This window comes from Asanoa sp. NPDC049475, assembly GCF_040676915.1.
Classification (GTDB): Bacteria; Actinomycetota; Actinomycetes; order Mycobacteriales; family Micromonosporaceae; genus Asanoa.
Genome location: NZ_JBFAPY010000002.1, coordinates 837,744 through 855,335, shown reverse-complemented (window position 1 = coordinate 855,335; position 17,592 = coordinate 837,744). Strand labels below are relative to the sequence as shown.

Annotated in this window: 19 protein-coding genes; 6 read left to right on the top strand and 13 right to left on the bottom strand. The window is 72.7% G+C overall.

Features of this window, described 5'->3' with window-relative positions:
- Positions 1-31 precede the first annotated feature (31 nt).
- On the top strand, positions 32-1,225 hold the full coding sequence (gene glgA / locus AB0J88_RS10085) for a glycogen synthase (RefSeq protein ID WP_364346429.1): 1,194 nt from the start codon (positions 32-34) through the stop codon (positions 1,223-1,225).
- Here the strand turns inward: glgA and AB0J88_RS10080 are convergent.
- From AB0J88_RS10080 to AB0J88_RS10060, 5 genes are read right to left on the bottom strand one after another with little or no spacing between them, the layout of a single operon-like run.
- On the bottom strand, positions 1,222-2,241 hold the full coding sequence (locus tag AB0J88_RS10080; protein ID WP_364346431.1) for a zinc-dependent alcohol dehydrogenase family protein: 1,020 nt from the start codon (positions 2,239-2,241) through the stop codon (positions 1,222-1,224). The two genes, glgA and AB0J88_RS10080, sit on opposite strands and share 4 nt — an antisense overlap.
- Entirely contained in the window at positions 2,238-3,065 is an 828-nt protein-coding gene (locus tag AB0J88_RS10075) for a class I SAM-dependent methyltransferase (RefSeq protein ID WP_364346433.1), read from the bottom strand. The genes AB0J88_RS10080 and AB0J88_RS10075 overlap by 4 nt, the downstream gene beginning before the upstream one ends.
- A gap of 25 nt (positions 3,066-3,090) precedes the next feature.
- Entirely contained in the window at positions 3,091-3,330 is a 240-nt protein-coding gene (locus AB0J88_RS10070) for a hypothetical protein (protein ID WP_364346435.1), read from the bottom strand.
- 43 nt (positions 3,331-3,373) lie between these two features.
- Positions 3,374-3,799 carry a hypothetical protein gene (locus AB0J88_RS10065; protein WP_364346437.1) on the bottom strand — a complete coding sequence of 142 codons (426 nt, stop codon included), beginning with the start codon at positions 3,797-3,799 and terminating at the stop codon, positions 3,374-3,376.
- Positions 3,800-3,850: 51 nt separating this feature from the next.
- Positions 3,851-4,600: an ATP-binding protein gene (locus AB0J88_RS10060; protein ID WP_364346439.1), complete on the bottom strand. Its 750-nt coding sequence runs from the start codon at positions 4,598-4,600 to the stop codon at positions 3,851-3,853.
- A 143-nt stretch (positions 4,601-4,743) separates the two neighbouring features.
- Between AB0J88_RS10060 and AB0J88_RS10055 the strand changes: the two genes are divergently transcribed.
- The gene (locus AB0J88_RS10055; protein ID WP_364346441.1) at positions 4,744-6,090 is read left to right on the top strand and encodes a hypothetical protein; all 1,347 of its coding nucleotides are present in this window, start codon (positions 4,744-4,746) and stop codon (positions 6,088-6,090) included.
- A 6-nt stretch (positions 6,091-6,096) separates the two neighbouring features.
- On the opposite strand, the gene AB0J88_RS10050 is transcribed toward AB0J88_RS10055, so the two are convergent.
- The 3 genes from AB0J88_RS10050 to AB0J88_RS10040 all read right to left on the bottom strand — a co-directional run bounded on the left by AB0J88_RS10050 (position 6,097) and on the right by AB0J88_RS10040 (position 8,383).
- Positions 6,097-6,387: a GlsB/YeaQ/YmgE family stress response membrane protein gene (locus tag AB0J88_RS10050; protein ID WP_364346443.1), complete on the bottom strand. Its 291-nt coding sequence runs from the start codon at positions 6,385-6,387 to the stop codon at positions 6,097-6,099.
- Between the two features lie 64 nt (positions 6,388-6,451).
- A complete protein-coding gene (locus AB0J88_RS10045; protein WP_364346445.1) occupies positions 6,452-8,080 on the bottom strand; it encodes an MDR family MFS transporter in 1,629 nt (542 codons plus the stop codon).
- Positions 8,081-8,182: 102 nt separating this feature from the next.
- A complete protein-coding gene (locus tag AB0J88_RS10040; protein ID WP_364346447.1) occupies positions 8,183-8,383 on the bottom strand; it encodes a hypothetical protein in 201 nt (66 codons plus the stop codon).
- A 74-nt stretch (positions 8,384-8,457) separates the two neighbouring features.
- On the opposite strand from AB0J88_RS10040, the gene AB0J88_RS10035 reads away from it, so the two are divergent.
- Complete coding sequence (locus AB0J88_RS10035) at positions 8,458-11,430, top strand: glycoside hydrolase family 38 C-terminal domain-containing protein (RefSeq protein ID WP_364346449.1); 2,973 nt, start codon at positions 8,458-8,460, stop codon at positions 11,428-11,430.
- Positions 11,431-11,565: 135 nt separating this feature from the next.
- Here the strand turns inward: AB0J88_RS10035 and AB0J88_RS10030 are convergent, their stop codons facing one another.
- Complete coding sequence (locus tag AB0J88_RS10030) at positions 11,566-12,426, bottom strand: SDR family oxidoreductase (RefSeq protein ID WP_364346451.1); 861 nt, start codon at positions 12,424-12,426, stop codon at positions 11,566-11,568.
- Positions 12,427-12,526: 100 nt separating this feature from the next.
- Between AB0J88_RS10030 and AB0J88_RS10025 the strand changes: the two genes are divergently transcribed.
- Complete coding sequence (locus tag AB0J88_RS10025; protein WP_364346452.1) at positions 12,527-12,901, top strand: helix-turn-helix domain-containing protein; 375 nt, start codon at positions 12,527-12,529, stop codon at positions 12,899-12,901.
- Between the two features lie 75 nt (positions 12,902-12,976).
- On the opposite strand, the gene AB0J88_RS10020 is transcribed toward AB0J88_RS10025, so the two are convergent.
- On the bottom strand, positions 12,977-13,477 hold the full coding sequence (locus AB0J88_RS10020; protein WP_364346454.1) for a universal stress protein: 501 nt from the start codon (positions 13,475-13,477) through the stop codon (positions 12,977-12,979).
- Positions 13,478-13,641: 164 nt separating this feature from the next.
- On the opposite strand from AB0J88_RS10020, the gene AB0J88_RS10015 reads away from it, so the two are divergent.
- Positions 13,642-14,235 carry a TetR family transcriptional regulator gene (locus AB0J88_RS10015; protein WP_364346456.1) on the top strand — a complete coding sequence of 198 codons (594 nt, stop codon included), beginning with the start codon at positions 13,642-13,644 and terminating at the stop codon, positions 14,233-14,235.
- A 6-nt stretch (positions 14,236-14,241) separates the two neighbouring features.
- On the opposite strand, the gene AB0J88_RS10010 is transcribed toward AB0J88_RS10015, so the two are convergent.
- The 3 genes from AB0J88_RS10010 to AB0J88_RS10000 all read right to left on the bottom strand — a co-directional run bounded on the left by AB0J88_RS10010 (position 14,242) and on the right by AB0J88_RS10000 (position 16,484).
- Positions 14,242-14,904, bottom strand: coding sequence for a 4'-phosphopantetheinyl transferase superfamily protein (locus AB0J88_RS10010; RefSeq protein WP_364346458.1), 663 nt, complete (start codon positions 14,902-14,904; stop codon positions 14,242-14,244).
- The gene (locus AB0J88_RS10005; RefSeq protein ID WP_364346460.1) at positions 14,894-15,757 is read right to left on the bottom strand and encodes a metallophosphoesterase; all 864 of its coding nucleotides are present in this window, start codon (positions 15,755-15,757) and stop codon (positions 14,894-14,896) included. The genes AB0J88_RS10010 and AB0J88_RS10005 overlap by 11 nt, the downstream gene beginning before the upstream one ends.
- Positions 15,758-15,821: 64 nt before the next feature.
- Positions 15,822-16,484, bottom strand: coding sequence for an SDR family NAD(P)-dependent oxidoreductase (locus AB0J88_RS10000; protein ID WP_364346462.1), 663 nt, complete (start codon positions 16,482-16,484; stop codon positions 15,822-15,824).
- Between the two features lie 419 nt (positions 16,485-16,903).
- Here AB0J88_RS10000 and AB0J88_RS09995 point away from each other — a divergent pair, with 419 nt between their 5' ends.
- Entirely contained in the window at positions 16,904-17,548 is a 645-nt protein-coding gene (locus tag AB0J88_RS09995; protein ID WP_364346464.1) for a response regulator transcription factor, read from the top strand.
- Positions 17,549-17,592: the final 44 nt, after the last annotated feature.

Below are 17,592 nucleotides of genomic sequence, written 5' to 3'. Positions count from 1 at the left end.
GAGGGGGCGGGTCCCGTCTAAGGTTTCCGCTGTGGACAGGATTCGAGTCGATCTCCTCACGCGCGAGTACCCGCCGGAGGTGTACGGCGGCGCCGGCGTACACCTGGAATATCTGGCTCGTGACCTGCGGCGGCTCGCCGACGTCCGGGTCCACTGCTTCGGCGCGCCGCGCACCGAGCCGGGCGTGACCGCGTACGCGGAGCCAACGGGTCTGAAAACCGCCAACCCGGCGCTGCGCACGCTGGGCGTCGACCTCGAGATGGCCGCCGGCACCGAGGGCACCGACGTCGTGCACAGCCACACGTGGTACGCGAACCTGGCCGGCCACACCGCCAAGCTCCTGCACGGCGTGCCGCACGTGGTCACCACCCACAGCCTGGAGCCGCTGCGCCCGTGGAAGGCCGAACAGCTCGGCGGCGGCTACCGGCTCTCGTCGTGGGCGGAGCGCACCGCCATCGAGGCCGCCGACGCCGTCATCGCGGTGTCCGCCGGGATGCGCCGCGACGTGCTGACCGCCTACCCCGGGGTGAACCCCGACCGCGTACGCGTGGTGCACAACGGCATCGACACGGTGCAGTACCAGCCGGACACCGGCACCGACGTCTGGGACCGGATCGGCGCCGACCCGGCCCGCCCGACCGCCATCTTCGTCGGCCGGATCACCCGCCAGAAGGGCCTCCCGTACCTGCTGCGGGCCGCCCGCGAACTGCCCGCCGAGGCCCAGCTCGTGCTGCTGGCCGGTGCCCCCGACACGCCCGAGATCGCCGCCGAGGTCCGCGAGCTCGTCGACGAGCTGCGGCAGCGGCACGGCGGGATCTTCTGGGTCCCGGAGATGCTGCCCAAGCCCGACGTCATCCAGCTCCTGACGCGCAGCACGGTGTTCGTGTGCCCGTCGATCTACGAGCCGATGGGCATCGTCAACCTGGAGGCGATGGCCTGCGAGACCGCGGTGGTGGCCACCGCGACCGGCGGCATCCCGGAGGTCGTCGACGACGGCGTCACCGGCCTGCTGGTGCCGATCGAGCAGGCCACCGACGGCACCGGCACGCCGGTGGACCCGGACCGGTTCGTCGCCGACCTGGCCGCCGCCATCAACACGCTGCTCGCCGACTCGGCCCGGGCGACCCGGATGGGCGCGGCCGGCCGCGAGCGCGCGGTCACCCACTTCTCGTGGGCCTCGATCGCCGAGCGCACGATGGCGGTCTACCAGGACGTGCTGGCCTAGGGGATCAGCACGGCGACGCCGTCGACCCGGTCGCCGGCCAGGTCGGCGAGGGCCTGGTCCGCGGACGCCAACGGATATTCCTGGCGGTGCACCACCGGCGGGTGGGCCTCCGCCGCCGCGAGGAAGGCCCGGCCGTCGGCGCGGGTGTTGGCCGTGACGCTGCGCAGGGTGCGCTCCTCGAAGAGGTGCTTCTCGTAGTTCAGAGCCGGGATGTCGGTCAGGTGGATGCCGGCGACCGCCAGGGTCCCGCCGCGGTCGAGCGCCGCGAGGGCGACGGGCACGAGCGTGCCGACGGGCGCGAACAGGATAGCCGCGTCGAGCTTGCCCGGCGGACGGTCAGCGGCACCGCCGGCCGACGCCGCGCCGAGCTCCAGGGCCAGCCGCTGCGCGGCCAGGGACCGGGTCATCACGTGTACGGTCGCCCCCTGCGCGATGGCGACCTGCGCGGTCAGGTGCGCCGAGGCGCCGAAGCCGTAGATGCCCAACGTGCCGCCCGGTGGCAGGTCGGCCCGCAGCAGCGCCCGGTAGCCGATGATCCCGGCACACAGCAACGGGGCCAGCTCACGCGCGTCGCGGTCGGCGGGCAGCGGGTAGACGTACGCCTCCGGAGCGGCCGCGTACTCCGCGTAGCCGCCGTCGGCGTCCCACCCCGTGTAGCGGGACGACGGGCAGAGGTTCTCGCTGCCCCGCCGGCAGTACACGCAGGTGTTGTCGGTGTGTCGCAGCCAGGCGATGCCGACCCGGTCGCCGGGCACGTAGGCCGTCGCCTGGCTGCCCCGGGCGACCACCCGCCCGACGACCTGGTGCCCGGGCACCACCGGGCTGCGGTGCGGCGGCAGGTCACCCTCGGCGACGTGCAGGTCGGTGCGGCAGACCGCGCACGCCTCGACCTTGACCAGCACCTCGTCGGCGGCCGGCGTGGGCACGGGAAGCTCGGCGCGGCGCAGCGGGTGGTCGGCCAGCGGACCGGGCGCCACCACCTGCCACGCCGTCATCGTCTCCGGGAGATCAGTCACTCACCCATCTTGACCGCTTGCAGGGTGTACGAGAGCGGAACGCGCTCGCGGCCCTCGGTGAGCCGCCACTCCCCGTCGTCGCCGCACACCATCCGGCCCGGCAGCGCCTCCCAGGGCACGCTGTCGTGCTCGACCAGCATCGTCAGGCGCAGCCCGTGCGCCAGCAGCGCGGTGACGATCTCGCCGAGGCCGTGGTTCCACTCGTGCGTCACGTTCTGGGTGAAGACCGCGTCGGTGCTGACGTAGGTGCCGCCCTCGGTCCAGACGATCGGCTCGGCGGTCTCGAAGTAGGGGTAGCGCACGATCAACTGGTCCGCGGCGTCGTCGAGCGACCACAGCATCGGGTGGCCCTCGCGGAGGAACAGCCGGCCGCCGGGCTTGAGCAGCCGGGCGACCACGTCGGCCCAGCGGTCGACGGAGGGCAGCCAGCACAGCGCGCCGATGCCGGTGAAGACCAGGTCGTACGCGCCGGCCTCGAGCACGTCCGCGGCCGCGTACACGTCGGACTCGACGAAGTCGGTCGGGTCACCGAGGCGCTCCGCGAGACGGCGCGCCTCGGCGACGGCGGCCGGCGAGAAGTCCAGGCCGGTCATCCGCGCGCCGAGGCGGGACAGCGAGACGGTGTCGGTGCCGATGTGGCACTGCAGGTGGACGCCGCGCAGGCCGGTCAGGTCCCCGAGCCGGGGCAGGTCGAACCGGACCACGGGATGCAGGTGCGCCGGGTCGGCGGCGAACCGGTCGAGGCCGTAGTCGGGCGACGCGGCGTGCGCCGGCGCGCGCTCGTCCCAGTTGGCGCGGTTGACGGTGCGATAGTCAGCGGTCACGACCGCGGAAGCTATCAGCGCACCCCTACCAGACGTAACCGAAATACAGCTCGGTGCCGGCGGCCCCGCTGCAGCGGTAGACGTCGGCGTCGCCGCTGCGGACCGCCGCCGTGCCGGCCGCGACACAGTCGGCGTTGCTGGCCTGGCTTCCCTGGAACTTCCAGGTGTAGATGCCGGCCTGGGCCGGGGCGGCGGCGACCGCGGTGACGGCCGCGGCCACGGCGCCGACGACGGCCAGCCGGGCGGTGAGAGTGCGTCGAGTCATGGTGGAACCTCCCCGTAGACATCGATCAAGGTCAGCCCGGACGTTAGCCAGGGGGCGGCACCCCGGTCGAGTCCTTCGATTCGGCGACGCGCGACCGGCGCAGCTCGTAGCCGATGATGGCGACCGCGTAGAAGACCGCGTCCGCGGCCAGCTTGCCCACGACCACGCCCGTGGTGGTCGTGCCCAACGCGCGGGTGGCCAGGTACATCGCCGCCGGGCGGACCAGCAGCGTGTCGAGAAGCTCGGCCGGGCCGAACTCCAGCACCATGTCGCGGACCACCCCGGCGGGCCGGGCCCCGGCGCGGACGTCCCGGGCGAAGATCATCGCGTAGAAGCCGACCGTCTCACCCACGGTGCCGGCGACCGCGGCCGCCCCCGGGTCGTCGAACGGGGCGGTGGCCAGGAGCGCTCCCGCGATGCCGGCCGCCTCGGCCGGGGCGTACCGGGACAGCCACGCTCGTACACCCATCGCACTCCCACCAACGGTCCACACAGGACCGTCGTGGCCCGCTCGGGGTGGTCAACGACGAGTCAGTGGCGCAGGTCGCGGCGGGAGCTGATGCGATCCGGGCCGGCAGCGGCGTCTCACCGGGGTCGCCGGGCGTGGGCCGCAGCTCCAGCAGGGCCAGCGGGTTGCCCCGGGCCTCGGCGACCATGCGGTCGCGCACCGGTTCGTCCACCGGCCCGGGCAGCACGGTCCGCAGCAGCTCCCGCGCGTCGTCGTCGGGAAGGCCGGTGACGTCGAGCGTCGGCAGCCGGCCAACTCCGGAGGACCCGGTGGACGGGTGCCGAACACGATGGCGACCGCCTCGCGCCGCAGCCGGCGGGCGGCGAACGCGATCGCCTGGAGCGAGGCGCGGTCCACCCACGGCGCGTCGTCGACGATCCAGACCAGCGGCCGGTCGGTCGCGACCTCGGAGAGCAGGCTCAGCACGGCGAGCCCGACCCGGAACCGGTCCGGCGGCGGACCCGAGCGCATCCCGAGGGCGATCGTCAGGGCGTCGCGCTGGGGCTCCGGCAGGGTGTCGAAACGGTCGGCGTTGGGCGTGCAGGCCTGGTGCAGGTAGGCGAAGGCCAGCTCCAGCTCCGGCTGGACGGCGGCCACGTAGATCACCTCGCAGTCGGCCGCGCGCATGGCCAGGTGGTCGAGCAGTGCGGACTTGCCGATGCCCAGGTCGCCGCGCACCACCAGCGCCCGACTCTCCCCCGCCCGGACCGCGTCCAGCAGGCCGTCCAGGACGACCCGCTCGGGACGCCTCCCTAGCAACATGCCGGCTCCCCGGAAGCCACGTTAGGCCGCCGGACGAGGGCGCGTGGCCGGACGAGGTTTTCGCACTGCCAGTGCAGTATTGACACCCGTCAGCCAGGATGCCTACCGTCGATTTCCCTGCCCCCTCTCGGAGGAGCGCGTCGATGCGCCGTACCCTCCTGTTCCGCGTCCTGGCCTGCACGGTGGCGGCCGCCACCGCCGTGACCGCCATCCCGACCACAGCGGCGGCCGGTGGCACCCCCGGCGACCAACCCCTGCCCGGCTACACGATCGTCAACCCGCCGCTGACCCCGGCCACCGTCGACGGTCGCACGACGACGGTGCGCCAGGGCACGCACCGGCACGCCGCGTACATCATCGAGGTGCCGGCCCGCTGGAACGGCGACCTGGTGATGTGGGCGCACGGCTACCGCGGTCAGGGCACCGTGCTGACCGTCGACCCACCGGCCTTCGGGCTGCGCCAACGCCTACTGGACCAGGGCTACGCCTGGGCGGCGTCGTCCTACTCCGGCAACGGGTTCGACATCCGTGCCGGCGTGGTCAGCACCAAGGAGCTCACCGACCATTTCGAAACGGTCGTACGCCGGCCGCACCGCACGTACATCGCGGGCGTCTCGATGGGCGGCTACGTCATCGGCCGGTCGCTGGAGGAATACCCGAAGCTGTACGACGGCGGCCTGCCGATGTGCGGCGTCATGGGCGACCAGCGGCTGATCGACTACTTCCTCGACTACCAGCTCACCGCCGAGGCGCTCAGCGACATCACCACGTACCCGGCGGGCGCCGACTACCTGACCACCGTCGTGCCGGCCGTGCAGCAGAAGCTCGGCATCGCGACGATCACCGCGGTCGCACCCGAGCCCACCAACGCGCTGGGCCGACAGTTCCGCGACATCACCGTCAACCAGAGCGGCGGGCAGCGGCCCGGCGCGGCGGCGGCGTTCGCGTACTGGAAGAACTTCCTGTTCTCGCTCAGTGCGCCCGCGGCGGCGTCGGAGACACCCGCGCAGGACCCGGGGCTGATCTCGACCAACCTGTTCACCCGCTACACCCCGAACGCGCCGGTCGACGTCAACCGGGAGGTGCGCCGGGTCGCGCCGGAGGAGCCTTTCCAGCGGCTGTCGAGCCGGCTCACCCAGGTGCCGAGGATCGAGGGCCGGCCGCGCGTGCCCGTGCTGTCCCTGCACGGCCTCGGCGACCTGTTCGTGCCGTTCGGCAACGAGCTCCAGTACAAGGCCGACGTCGACCGCAACGGCCGGAGCCGGCTGGTGGTGCAGCGGGCGATCCGCAGCACCGAGCACTGCGAGTTCAGCCCGACCGAGGTCGGCACCGCCTGGGACGACCTGGTCTCCTGGGTGCGCCACCACCGCAAGCCGGCGGGAGACCGCCTGGACCCGAGGTCCGTGGCGGCCCCCGACTACGGCTGCCGGTTCAGCGACCGCGCGGCCTACACCACCGGCACCCGGCGGCTCTACGCCGCCTGCGCCTGAGGAACGTCAGCGGGACGGGTAGCGGGGTAGTCTCCGCTGCCCGTCCCTGCGGCGGCTCACCAGCGCGACGCCGCCGGCGGCCAGGGCGACCTGGAGGGCCAGCTCGATCCAGTCGATGTTGTCGGTGTCGGCCACGCCGAAGACCGAGGCGATGCCCGTGCCGACGAGGGCGGCGGCGATGCCGATCAGCAGCGTCAACCAGAACCCGACGCGCTGCCGGCCGGGCAGCACGAGCCGGCCCAGCGCGCCGATGACGAGTCCGATGACGATCGCGCTGATGACGCCGTCGATCTGCACAGCGTGCTCCTTCTAGGTCCGGCCGCGTAGGCGGACTCCATTGTCCGCCGGGCACGCAAGACGGCTAGCGCCGCCTGGCGGGCTCCTCCGCGTCGGCGACGCCGTCGATCGCGCCGGCGGCCGTGGACACCGAGCGCTCGGTGTCCGAGAGGTCGAGGCTGGTGCGCAGGGTGACCGGGCGCAGCAGCAGCGCCGCGAGCACGCCGACCACGGCGATGCCGGCCGAGATCAGGAAGATGTGCCCGGTGGCGTCGCCGTACGCGGCCCGCACGATGTGCTGCACCGCGTCCGGCAGCGCGTTGAGGTTGAGCGCGCTCGTGCCCGACGACGAGCCGCCGGCCGGGACGCCCGCCGCGGCCAGGTCGTGGGTGATCTGGTCGGTCACCCGGTGGGCCAGCACCGCACCGAGGACGGAGACGCCGATCGTGCCGCCCAGCGAGCGGAAGAAGGCCACCGAGGAGCTGGCCGCGCCGATGTCCTTCAGGTGCACGGTGTTCTGCACGGCGAGGACCAGATTCTGCATGGTCATGCCGACGCCGATGCCGACGAGGAGCATGCCCGCGCCGACGAAGACCAGCGACGTGGCGTGGTCGATGGTGCCGAGCATCGCGAAGCCGGCGACCAGCACGATCGCGCCGGTCACGATGTACGGCTTGAGCTTGCCGGACTTCGAGATCATCCGCCCGGCGATGATCGAGGACAGCAACACGCCCGCCATCATCGGGATGGTCAGCAGGCCCGCCTCGGTCGGCGAGTAGCCGCGGCCGATCTGGAAGTACTGGCCGAGGAAGACGGCACCACCGAACATCGCCATGCCGACCGCGAGGCTGCCGAGGATCGACAGGGCCGTGGTGCGCTGCTTGACGATGTTCAGCGGCACGACCGGCTCCGCGGCCCGCTTCTCGACGAGCACGGCCAGCGCCAGCAGCACCACCGCGACGCCGACGAGCGCGAAGGTCTGCCACGACAGCCAGGCGAAGGTGCCGTCGACGAAGGAGATCCAGATCAGCAGCACGCTGACGCCGGCGGCGATCAGCGTCGCGCCGAGGTAGTCGATCTTCACGTTGTCGCGGCGGATCGTCGGCAGGCGCAGGGTGGCCTGGAGCAGCCCCAGGGCGACGATCGCGATCGGCACGCCGACGAAGAAGCACCAGCGCCAGCCGAGCCACGAGGTGTCGACGATGAGGCCGCCCAGCAGCGGGCCGCCGACCGTCGCGAGGGCCATCACGCCACCGAGGTAGCCGTTGTACCGGCCGCGTTCGCGGGGCGGGATCATCGCCGCGATCGCGACCTGGACCAGCGCCTGGAGGCCGCCGACGCCGATGCCCTGGAACGCGCGGGCCGCGATGAGCTGGCCGGCGTTCTGGCTGATGCCGGCGATAGCCGAGCCGATCACGAAGATCACGATCGAGATCTGGATGAGCTGCTTCTTGTTGAACAGGTCGGCGAGCTTGCCCCAGATCGGCGTGGTCGCCGTCGCGGTCAGCAGGGTGGCCGTGACCACCCACGTGTACTGGGTCTGCGATCCGTTGAGCTCGCCGATGATGCGGGGCAGGGCGGTCGAGACGACCGTGCTGCTGACCAGGGCGACGAACAGCACGAGGAGCAGCCCGCTGAGGGCCTCCAGGGTCTGCCGGTGGCTCATGGCGCCGGACTCCGTGACGGGGCCGGCGGTGGTCGTGGTGGTGCTCATGGCAGGGGGATCCCTCCGAGACTGGTCGATCTCCCCCAGCATGCTCCCGATCTTGCGCGTTGGGCAAGTTTTCCCACTGAGAAACGAGTCACGTCGATCGGGTCAGGCGGCCATCAGACGCTCCGGGTCGATGCCGCGTTCGACCAGCCAACCGCCGAGCTCGTAGAGGTCGCGCGGGTGGCGCAGCGGGGCGTTGCCGACCCGGCGGCCCGTGCGGCGGAAGACGTCGACCCGGCCGGTGTCCCGGACCTCGATCCGCCACTCGAGCCCGAGCCGGTCACGCGGCGTGTTCCATACCTGCACCCCACCGACGCTAGGCCGACCAATCCGGCAAAAACGGCGAATCAGCCGGCGTACGTGATCGATAAGCTACGCGCGTGCATGACGACCGGACCGTTGTCGAGGATCGGCTGACCCGCCTGCTGACAGACCGGCTCCGGCCCGCGGTGCACCGCGTGGTCGCCGGCCTGGACGTGGCCGCCTGGCACGTGCCGGGCGAGCCGGTGCCACCCGCCGCCGCGCTCGCCGGCGGCGACTTCCAACCGTTCCCGGTCGGCGGCGCCTGGGGACCGCCGTGGGGCACGACGTGGTTCCGGCTGACCGGCACCGTGCCCGACCTGCCCGCCGGCAGCCGCGTCGAGCTCGTCGTCGACCTCGGCTGGAACACCGCGTCCCCCGGCTTCCAGGCCGAGGGCCTCGTCTACCGGCCGGACGGTTCGGTCCACAAGGGACTGCACCCGCGCAACGACTGGGTGCCGGTCACCGGGCGGGCCGTCGACCTCTATGTGGAGGCAGCCGCCAACCCGACCATCCTCGACGGTTTCCGCCCGACCCGGCTCGGCGACCGGGCGACCGCCGGCGAGGCACCGCTCTACCGCCTGGCCCGCGCCGACGTCACGGTTCGCGACGAGGGACTGGCCGAGCTGGTCCACGACTTGCAGGTGCTGGCGGAGCTACGCGCCCAGCTACCGGCCGGGGAGCCGCGCGGGCACGAGATCCTGCGGGCGCTGTCGCGCGCGATGGACGCCCTCGACCCGGCCGACCTGTCCGGCACCGCCGAGGCCGCCCGCGCCGCGCTCGGACCGGTGCTCGCCCGGCCCGCGCACGCCAGCGCGCACCGGATCACCGCCGTCGGACACGCGCACATCGACTCGGCCTGGCTCTGGCCGCTGCGGGAGACCGTGCGCAAGGTCGCGCGTACCGCGTCGAACGTCTCCGATCTCCTCGACACCCATCCGGACCTCGTCTACGCGATGTCCTCCGCGCAGCAGTTCGCGTGGTTGGAGGAGCACCGCCCGGAGGTGTTCGCGCGGGTCGCCGAACACGTCCGCGCGGGGCGCTTCGTGCCGGTCGGCGGGATGTGGGTCGAGTCCGACACCAACATGCCGGGCTCCGAGGCGATGGCCCGCCAGTTCGTACACGGGAAGCGGTATTTCCTCGAGAGGTTCGGCATCGAGACGCGGGAGGCGTGGCTGCCCGACTCGTTCGGCTACTCGGCCGCGCTGCCGCAGATCGTGGCGCTCAGCGGGACGCGCTGGTTCCTGACCCAGAAGATCTCCTGGAACCAGACGAACCGCTTCCCGCACCACACGTTCTGGTGGGAGGGCATCGACGGCACGCGGGTGTTCACGCACTTCCCGCCGGCCGACACGTACAACGGCGAGCTGACCGGCGCGGAGCTCGCGCACGCGGTGCGCAACTTCCGCGACAAGGGCGACGCCACCCGGTCGCTGCTGCCGTTCGGCTACGGCGACGGTGGCGGCGGGCCGACCCGGGAGATGCTCGCCCGCGCCCGTCGTCTCGCCGACCTGGAGGGGTCACCGCGGGTGGCGGTCGAGGCGCCGGCGTCCTTCTTCGCCGCCGCGGAGGAGGAGTACGGGTCGGCCGCGCCGGTCTGGGTCGGCGAGCTGTATCTGGAGCTGCACCGGGCCACGTACACCTCGCAGGCCGCGACCAAGCAGGGCAACCGGCGGGCCGAGCATCTGCTGCGCGAGGCGGAGCTGTGGTGCGCGACCGCGTCCGTGCGGCTCGGGGTGCCCTATCCGCACGACGAGCTGGACCGGCTCTGGAAGACCGTGCTGCTGCACCAGTTCCACGACATCCTGCCGGGCTCGTCGATCGCCTGGGTGCACCGCGAGGCCCAGGCGACCTACGCGGCCGTCGCGGCCTCCCTGGAGACGTTGATCTCGGGTGCGGTCGCCGCTCTCGCCGGCGGCGGAGAGCACGAAGTGTCGTTCAACGCCTCCCCGTTCGCCCGCGACGGCGTGCCGGCGCTCGGCGCCGCTCCCCCGCCGGCGGTGTCGGGTGTCGTCACGGTCTCCGACGGCGTCCAGCTCGACAACGGCCTCCTGCGGGTCGAGGTGGACGCGCGCGGGCTGGTCGTGTCGGTGCTCGACCTGGTGGCCGGGCGCGAGGTGCTGGCCGGGCCGGGCAACCTGCTCCAGCTGCACCGCGACGAGCCCAACCGCTGGGACGCGTGGGACGTCGACCCGTTCTACCGCTCGCTGGTGTCCGATGTAGATGGTGTGACGGAACTGTCGGTGGCCGGGGATACAGTGCGGATCTCGCGGGCGTTCGGGGCGTCCACGGTGCTGCAGGAGATCACCCTCGCCGCCGGTGCGCGGCGGGTCGACTTCAGGGTGGAGGTGGACTGGCACGAGCAGGAGAAGTTCCTCAAGGTCGCGTTCCCGGTCGACGTGCACACGGACCGGGCGCAGTTCGAGACGCAGTACGGGCACCTGACCCGGCCCACGCACGAGAACACGTCGTGGGACGCGGCCCGCTTCGAGGTGTGCGCGCACCGGTGGGTGCGGGTCGCCGAGCCGGGCTACGGGGTGGCGCTGGCCAACGACTCGACCTACGGGCACGACGTCCAGCGGGTTCCGCGTGCCGGCGGCGGCACGGCGAGCGTGGTGCGGCTGTCGCTCGTGCGGGCACCGCGGTTCCCGGATCCGGCGACGGACCAGGGCCGGCACGTCTTCCGCTACTCGTTGGTGCCCGGCGCGGACGTGGTCGACGCGGTGCGGGCGGGCTACGAGCTCAACCTGCCCCTGCGTACGGTCCGCGGCGCCGCGGTCGAGCCACTGGCCCACGTGGTGTCGTCGCCGCCGGAGTCGGTGGTGGTCGAGGCGGTCAAGCTGGCCGACGACGGTTCCGGCGACGTGGTGCTGCGGGTCTACGAGGCGCTCGGCGGCCGGGCCACGGCCACGCTCGCACCGTCCTTCGCCGTGGCGGGCGCGACCGAGACCGACCTGCTGGAGCGCGACCGGGAACGGGACGCCCTCGGCGAGGGCCTGACACTGCGGCTGCGCCCGTTCCAGATCGCGACCATTCGGCTGCGGCGGAGCTAGGGCGACGACGCCCGGGCGACGTCCGGGCATGCGCGGAGGTGCGTCGGACACCGGCGTTGTATCCGGCCCACCTCCGCGTGCCGTCGGACGTCGTCTGGGCCCGGCGGGGTGCCGGCATGACCCATGCGACACCCCTTAGCTCAGCTTGGCCAGGTCGTCCGCGAGGGTGTCGGCGATCGGGGTGGTCGGGCGGCCGATCAGCCTTGCCAGGTCGCCGGGCGTGCCCGCGAGCGCGCCCTTGTTGATGGCGTCGTCGACCTCGACCAGGACGTCGGCGAACCCGTCGGGCAGGCCGACCCCGAGCAGGACCGCCTTGAGCTCGGTCGGCGCGAGGGTGGCGTGCGCCACGGGCTTGCCGCTCTGCCGGCTGACCTCGGCGGCGAACTCGCCGAACGTCCACGCGGTGTCGCCGCTGAGCTCGTAGGCGGCGTTGAGGTGACCGTCTCCCGTGAGCACTGCGGCCGCCGCCGCCGCGTAGTCCCTGCGGGCGGCGGTCGCGATGCGGCTCGACGGGTCGACGGCGTTGGCCACCGCGCCCCGGGCGATGATGCCCGCGACGTCGCCGGTGTACATCTCCGAGTACCAGTTGTTGCGCAGGAACGTGTAGGGCAGCCCGCTCTCCACGATCAGGCTCTCGGTGCCGCGGTGGTCGTCGGCGAGGGCGAACCAGGCGGCCGGCCCGCCGAAGATGCCGGTGTAGGCGAGCTGGGCCACCCCGGCCGCCTTGGCGGCGTCGATCACCGCCCGGTGCTGCGGGATGCGCCGGCCGGGTTCGCTGCCCGAGATCAGCAGCACCCGGTCACTGGCCGCGAACGCCCCGGCGAACGTCTCCGGCTGGTCGTAGTCCGCGATGTGCAGCCGGACGCCGAGGTCGGCGCCCTTCTCCGGAGTGCGGACGACGGCGGTGATCTCCTCGGCCGGCACGCCGCGGGCCAGCAGGTCCGCGATGACCAGCCGGCCGAGCTGACCGTTGGCGCCGGTGATGACGATGCTCATGGTGGTTTTCGTCCCTTTACGTCGCTTTGGTGGGGCGCCACTAACGCTACGTCTGGTACAGGCACTGTCGTAAGTACCCACTTTCAAGTAAGGTACTGACGTGGCCGTAAGCGAAGTCCAGGTCCCCGACGTCAACCGCGTCGACTGCCCGTCCCGCGCGGTGCTCGAGCACGTCACCAGCCGCTGGGGCGTGCTGGTGCTCGCCGAGCTGCGCGTCGGCTCACACCGCTTCAGCGAGCTGCGCCGCGCGATCGGCGGGGTGAGCGAGAAGATGCTGGCGCAGACGCTCCAGACCCTCGAACGCGACGGCTTCGTCCTGCGCGACGCGAAGCCGGTCATCCCGCCCCGGGTCGACTACTCCCTGACCCCGCTGGGCCGCGAGGTCGCCGACCAGGTCTGGACCCTCACCCGCTGGGTCGAGGCCAAGCTCGACGACGTCTTCGAGGCTCGGGAGTCCTATGACAGCCGCCGCTAGGTCCGCCTCGCGGACAGGCTGGTGCTCCGACGAGGCACCGGCGGCCTCTGCCACGAGACCACCACGAGCCCGGCCCTAAGGCACGACCACCACGGGCCAGTGGGCCAGACGGACCAGGCGGGTGGCGATCGAGCCGACGAACTTGTGGCCGGCCTGTGCGGACGCCCCGACGAAGACGAAGTCGGCCTTGATCGAGTCGGCGACCGCGGCGAGCTCCGAGAACGCGTCGCCGCGCCGGGTGACCAGGGTGATCGGCACCCCGTACTCCTCGGCCGCGCGGTGCGCCTCCGCGCGCAGCTCGGCCGCGACCTCCTCGAACGCCTCCTGCTGCGCGTAGCCGACCTGCGGCGCGAGTGAGGCCAGCAGCCCCGGCGCCGCGACGAAGACCATGGTCAGCCCGCAGCCCTGGCGCCGGGCGACGCCGAACGCCGACGCGGCCGCGCGCAGGGACGTCTCTGTGCCGTCGACACCGACCATGACCACCCGCGGGCCGTCGGTGCCGCGTTCGAACTTCATCGGGCGTACGGCCGGACCGTAGTGTTCCTCGTCCGGGTGCCGCGCCACCGAGGTACCCATCCCGCTTCGATCCTTTCCGGGCCTGGTCCCATCCTTGCCGCCCCGGGCGTGAGGCGCCACACCCCGCTCACGAGCGACATTCGCGTTCAGCTTGCCATCAGATTTCTCGATGTGCAAAGTTGCGCATTGAGCAATGCTCATCATCGCGCGATATCGTGCAAGGCGTGGAGACAGCGACGGCGGAGGCTCAGACCCTGCGCGAGCGCAAGAAGGCGGCGACCGCCGACGCCCTCCATCGCGCGGCGATGGAGCTGGCAATCGAGCGTGGCCTCACCGAGGTCACGGTGGAAGCCATCGTCGACGCCGCGGAGGTGTCCCGGCGCACGTTCTCGAACTACTTCGCCAACAAGGAGGACGCCCTCCTGCACGGCGAGCGCGAGCGCCTCGACCGCTTCCTGCTCGCCCTGCGCAACCGCCCGGCGACCGAGTCGGCCTGGCTGGCGATCCGCGCGAGCACCCGCGCCCTGTTCGACGAGGAAGGCGAGCCCGACCCGGAGTGGGTCGCCCAGAGCCGCCTCGTCCGCCGCCACCCGTCGCTGACCGGCCAGCAGCTGGCCCGCCACGCCGCGTTCGAGGAGGACGTGGCCGCGGACCTGACCAGGCGCATGGGCGACCCGCTGCGCGCCCGGTTGATGGCCGCGGCGTTCACCGCCAGCCTGCGCGTCGGCACCGACATCTGGCTGGAGCGCCGCGGCGAGGGCAGGTTGAGCGACGAGCTCGACCGCATGCTCGCCGCGATGGGCGAACGCTTCGACTGAGCCCGGTCAGGCCGTGGCCACTCGGGCGATCGCGGTCACCAGCAGGCCGTCGCGCACGGCGAAACGGCCGTGCAGCTCGCCCTCCGCCCCGGCGACCACCTCCGCGTCCGGCACGAGCAGCCGGGCCACGAACGACGACGTCGGCGGGTCGAACCGCACGTGCGCGCCGTCGAAGTCGAGGAACGTGCCCGCGATCGGCGCCCAGCACTTGTAGACGGACTCCTTGGCGCTGAACAGCAGCCGCTCCCAGGGGACGCCGGGCCAGGCCGCGGCCAGACACGCCAGCTCCTTCCGCTCCCCCTCCAGCGAGATCAGGTCGAGCACGCCCGCCGGCAGGGGCTCCGCCGGCTCGGCGTCGATCCCGACGGCGGCCAGGTCGGCGGCGCGGGCCACGGCGGCCGCGCGGTAGCCGGCGCAGTGGGTGATGCTGCCGACCACTCCGGGCGGCCACAGCGGACCGCCCCGGCCGTCCTTCGCGATCGCGACCGGCGGGAAGCCCAGCCGCGCGAGGGCGGTGCGGGCGCAGTGGCGGCCGGTCGTGAACTCGCGGCGACGGGCCTCGACCGCGCGGGCCACCAGCGCCCGCTCCTGGTCGTACAGCTCGATCCCGGGTGGGTCGTCGTGGACCTCCACCACGCGCACGGCCGGCGGCAGCAGCTCACCGAGCATGGGCGACCGTCGGCAGCGGCAGCACGCGGAGCGGGCGCGGGGCCTCGCCGCCGGGGCGCTCGGCCCACTCGCGGGGATAGCCGACCGAGACCTCCATGAACGGGAGTCCGTCGTGCCAGGTCGTCCGGCGGATGTGCAGGTGCCCGTAGACGACGGCGACGACGTTGAAGCGGCGATGCCAGTCGGCGGTGCGCTCCGTGCCGCACCACAGCGCGAACTCCGGGTAGCGCAGCACCATGGTCGGCTCGCGCACCAGGGAATGGTGGTTGACCAGCACGAGCGGCAGCCGGGGGTCCACCGCGGAGAGCCGCCGGTCCGTCTCGGCGACCCGCACCGCGCACCATTCGTCCAGGCTGGCGTACGGGTCGGGGTGCAACAGCAGCTCGTCGGTGCACACCACCCCGGCCTGGTAGGCGCGGTCCAGCGCGTCCTGTTTGGTCGCCGAGCCCGCCGGCCGGAAGCTGTAGTCGTAGAGCAGGAACAGCGGGGCCACCACGACCGGTCCGCCGGGACCCGACCACACGGGGTACGGGTCCTCGGGCGTCACCACCCCCAACGAGCGGCACAGCTCGACGAGGTGCTGGTAACGGTGCGCCCCGCGCAGTGTCACCGGGTCGCGGGGCACCGTCCACAGCTCGTGGTTGCCGGGCGCCCAGACGACCTTCGCGAACCGCCCGGCCAACAGCTCGAGCGCCCACTCGATGTCGGCCATCCGCTCGCCCACGTCGCCGGCGACGATCAGCCAGTCGTCCGGTGAGTCGGGCCACAGCCGCTCCAGCAGCCGGCGGTTGGCGGGGTGGCCCACGTGCAGGTCACTGGTCGCGAGCAGCGCTCCTGTGCCGCTCGCGTTCATGCGAGGGACGCTACCGACCGGTCCGGCCGGCGAGGTGTCCCCGGAAGCGGGGATGAGACCGCCGTCAACCGGCGGGTGAGCAGTAGAGCTGGCCGGTCGGCCCGTCGTCGGGCAGCGTGGCCAGCCAGAGCGGCGTCCGGGCGCCGCGCGGCACCGGCACCTGTCGCACGCAGCAGGCGTTGACCAGGACCCCGACGCCCTCCAGCTCGGCCGAGAGCTCGGTGGTCAGCGTCTGGACGGCCGAGTGCGACACCCGGTACGCCGCCTGCCCGTAGTGGTCCGCGCAGACGGTCACCACCCGGCCGTACCCCTGCGCCCGCATCATCGGCGCCACCGCCTGGGTCAGCCGCCACGGGCCGAGCAGGTTGGCGTCCAGGGTGCGGCGCACGACGTCCAGGTCGGCTCCGGCCGCGCCCCGGTCGCCGGGCAGGCGGTGGGTCGCGTCGTTGACGAGCACGTCACAGCCGCCGAGCCGCTCGCGCAACCAGGCCGCGACCCGCCGGACGCTGTCGGGATCCCGCACGTCGAGCTGGCGCACGGCGACGCGGTCGGCCAGGTCGCCCAGCGCGTCGAGCGCGCGTCGGCCGTGCTCCGCCGAGCGGCTGCCGAGCACGACGCGCATGCCGAGCTCGGCGAGGCGCCGCACGAGCTGCGGACCGACGCCACTGTCCCCGCCGCTGACCAGAGCGACGCGGCCGGCTGCGGGAAACGGGACGGCAGAGCCCACGGCTCCTCCGTGACGTCGGATCGCCGATGCGGACGAAAAGGGGGTATCGGTAATGGCGGTCTTGCGCGCCTGCGCTCATCGTGGGTCGTCGCGCTGTCGGGTTCACGTCCCCCGATGCAGGTACCGGCCGGGATAGCGCAGCGTGACCGCCATCGATTCCGCGTGGACACACCCGCGGCCATGGCGCGTCGCGCGAGGCTGAGTCAGGATGGTGCCTGGCCGACCCGACCATCCCGTCCCTTGAAGCGGGGACCCGATCGTGACACCCGTCCTGATAGCTTCGATATCGCTGGTACGACAAGCTGTGCGGACGCTGAGTGTCCTATTGAGACAGTAAGGAGCGCGCGGGGCGCTGGCACGAAACCATCGACATGGTTGGAACAGGAACGCCGGGGGGATTAGTGATACGCGTCGATCTGATGGTCAGTTCACCCATTTTCCTAGTCGGTCTGGCCGAGACCGTGAACAACGCCGGCATCAAGGTCCTCGCGGTGCACACCTCGCCCGACCAGGAGACGTCCTGGCTCGCCGACGCCGTCCTGATCGACGTCGACACGCTCGACGACGTGAGCCAGGTGACCCGGGTCGCCACCTGCACCTCGGTGCTGGTGCTCGACAACGAGCCGGTCGCCGACACCGCCTACCTGCGTGCCGGCGCGGCCGGCGTGATCAGCAAGCGGGAGAGCGCCGAACGGGTGGTCGACGCGGTCCGGGCCGTCACGTCAGGCTCCTATGTGCTGCCCGGCGACTGCGGCACCGCGCTGGTGACCGAGCGCCCCGTGGTCGAGCGTCCGGTGGTCGAACGTCCCGAGCCGTCCTGCCCCCAGCTCTCGGAGCGCGAGGAGCAGGTCCTGCGCCAGATCGCGCGGGGTCTGACCCACGGGCAGATCGCCACGAGGTTGGGCATCAGCCCGCATACCGTCGACACCTACGTCAAGCGGATCCGGGCGAAGCTCGGAGTGGGCAACAAGGCCGAGCTCACCCGCGCCGCGCTGCTCGGCCGGCTGGTCCCCGAACCGCCCCGGGCCGGGCCGGTCGACCCGATCGGTTGGTCGGCGGCCTGACCGGGTCCCCCGTTCCCGCGACAGGACGCGCGCGCCGACCGCGC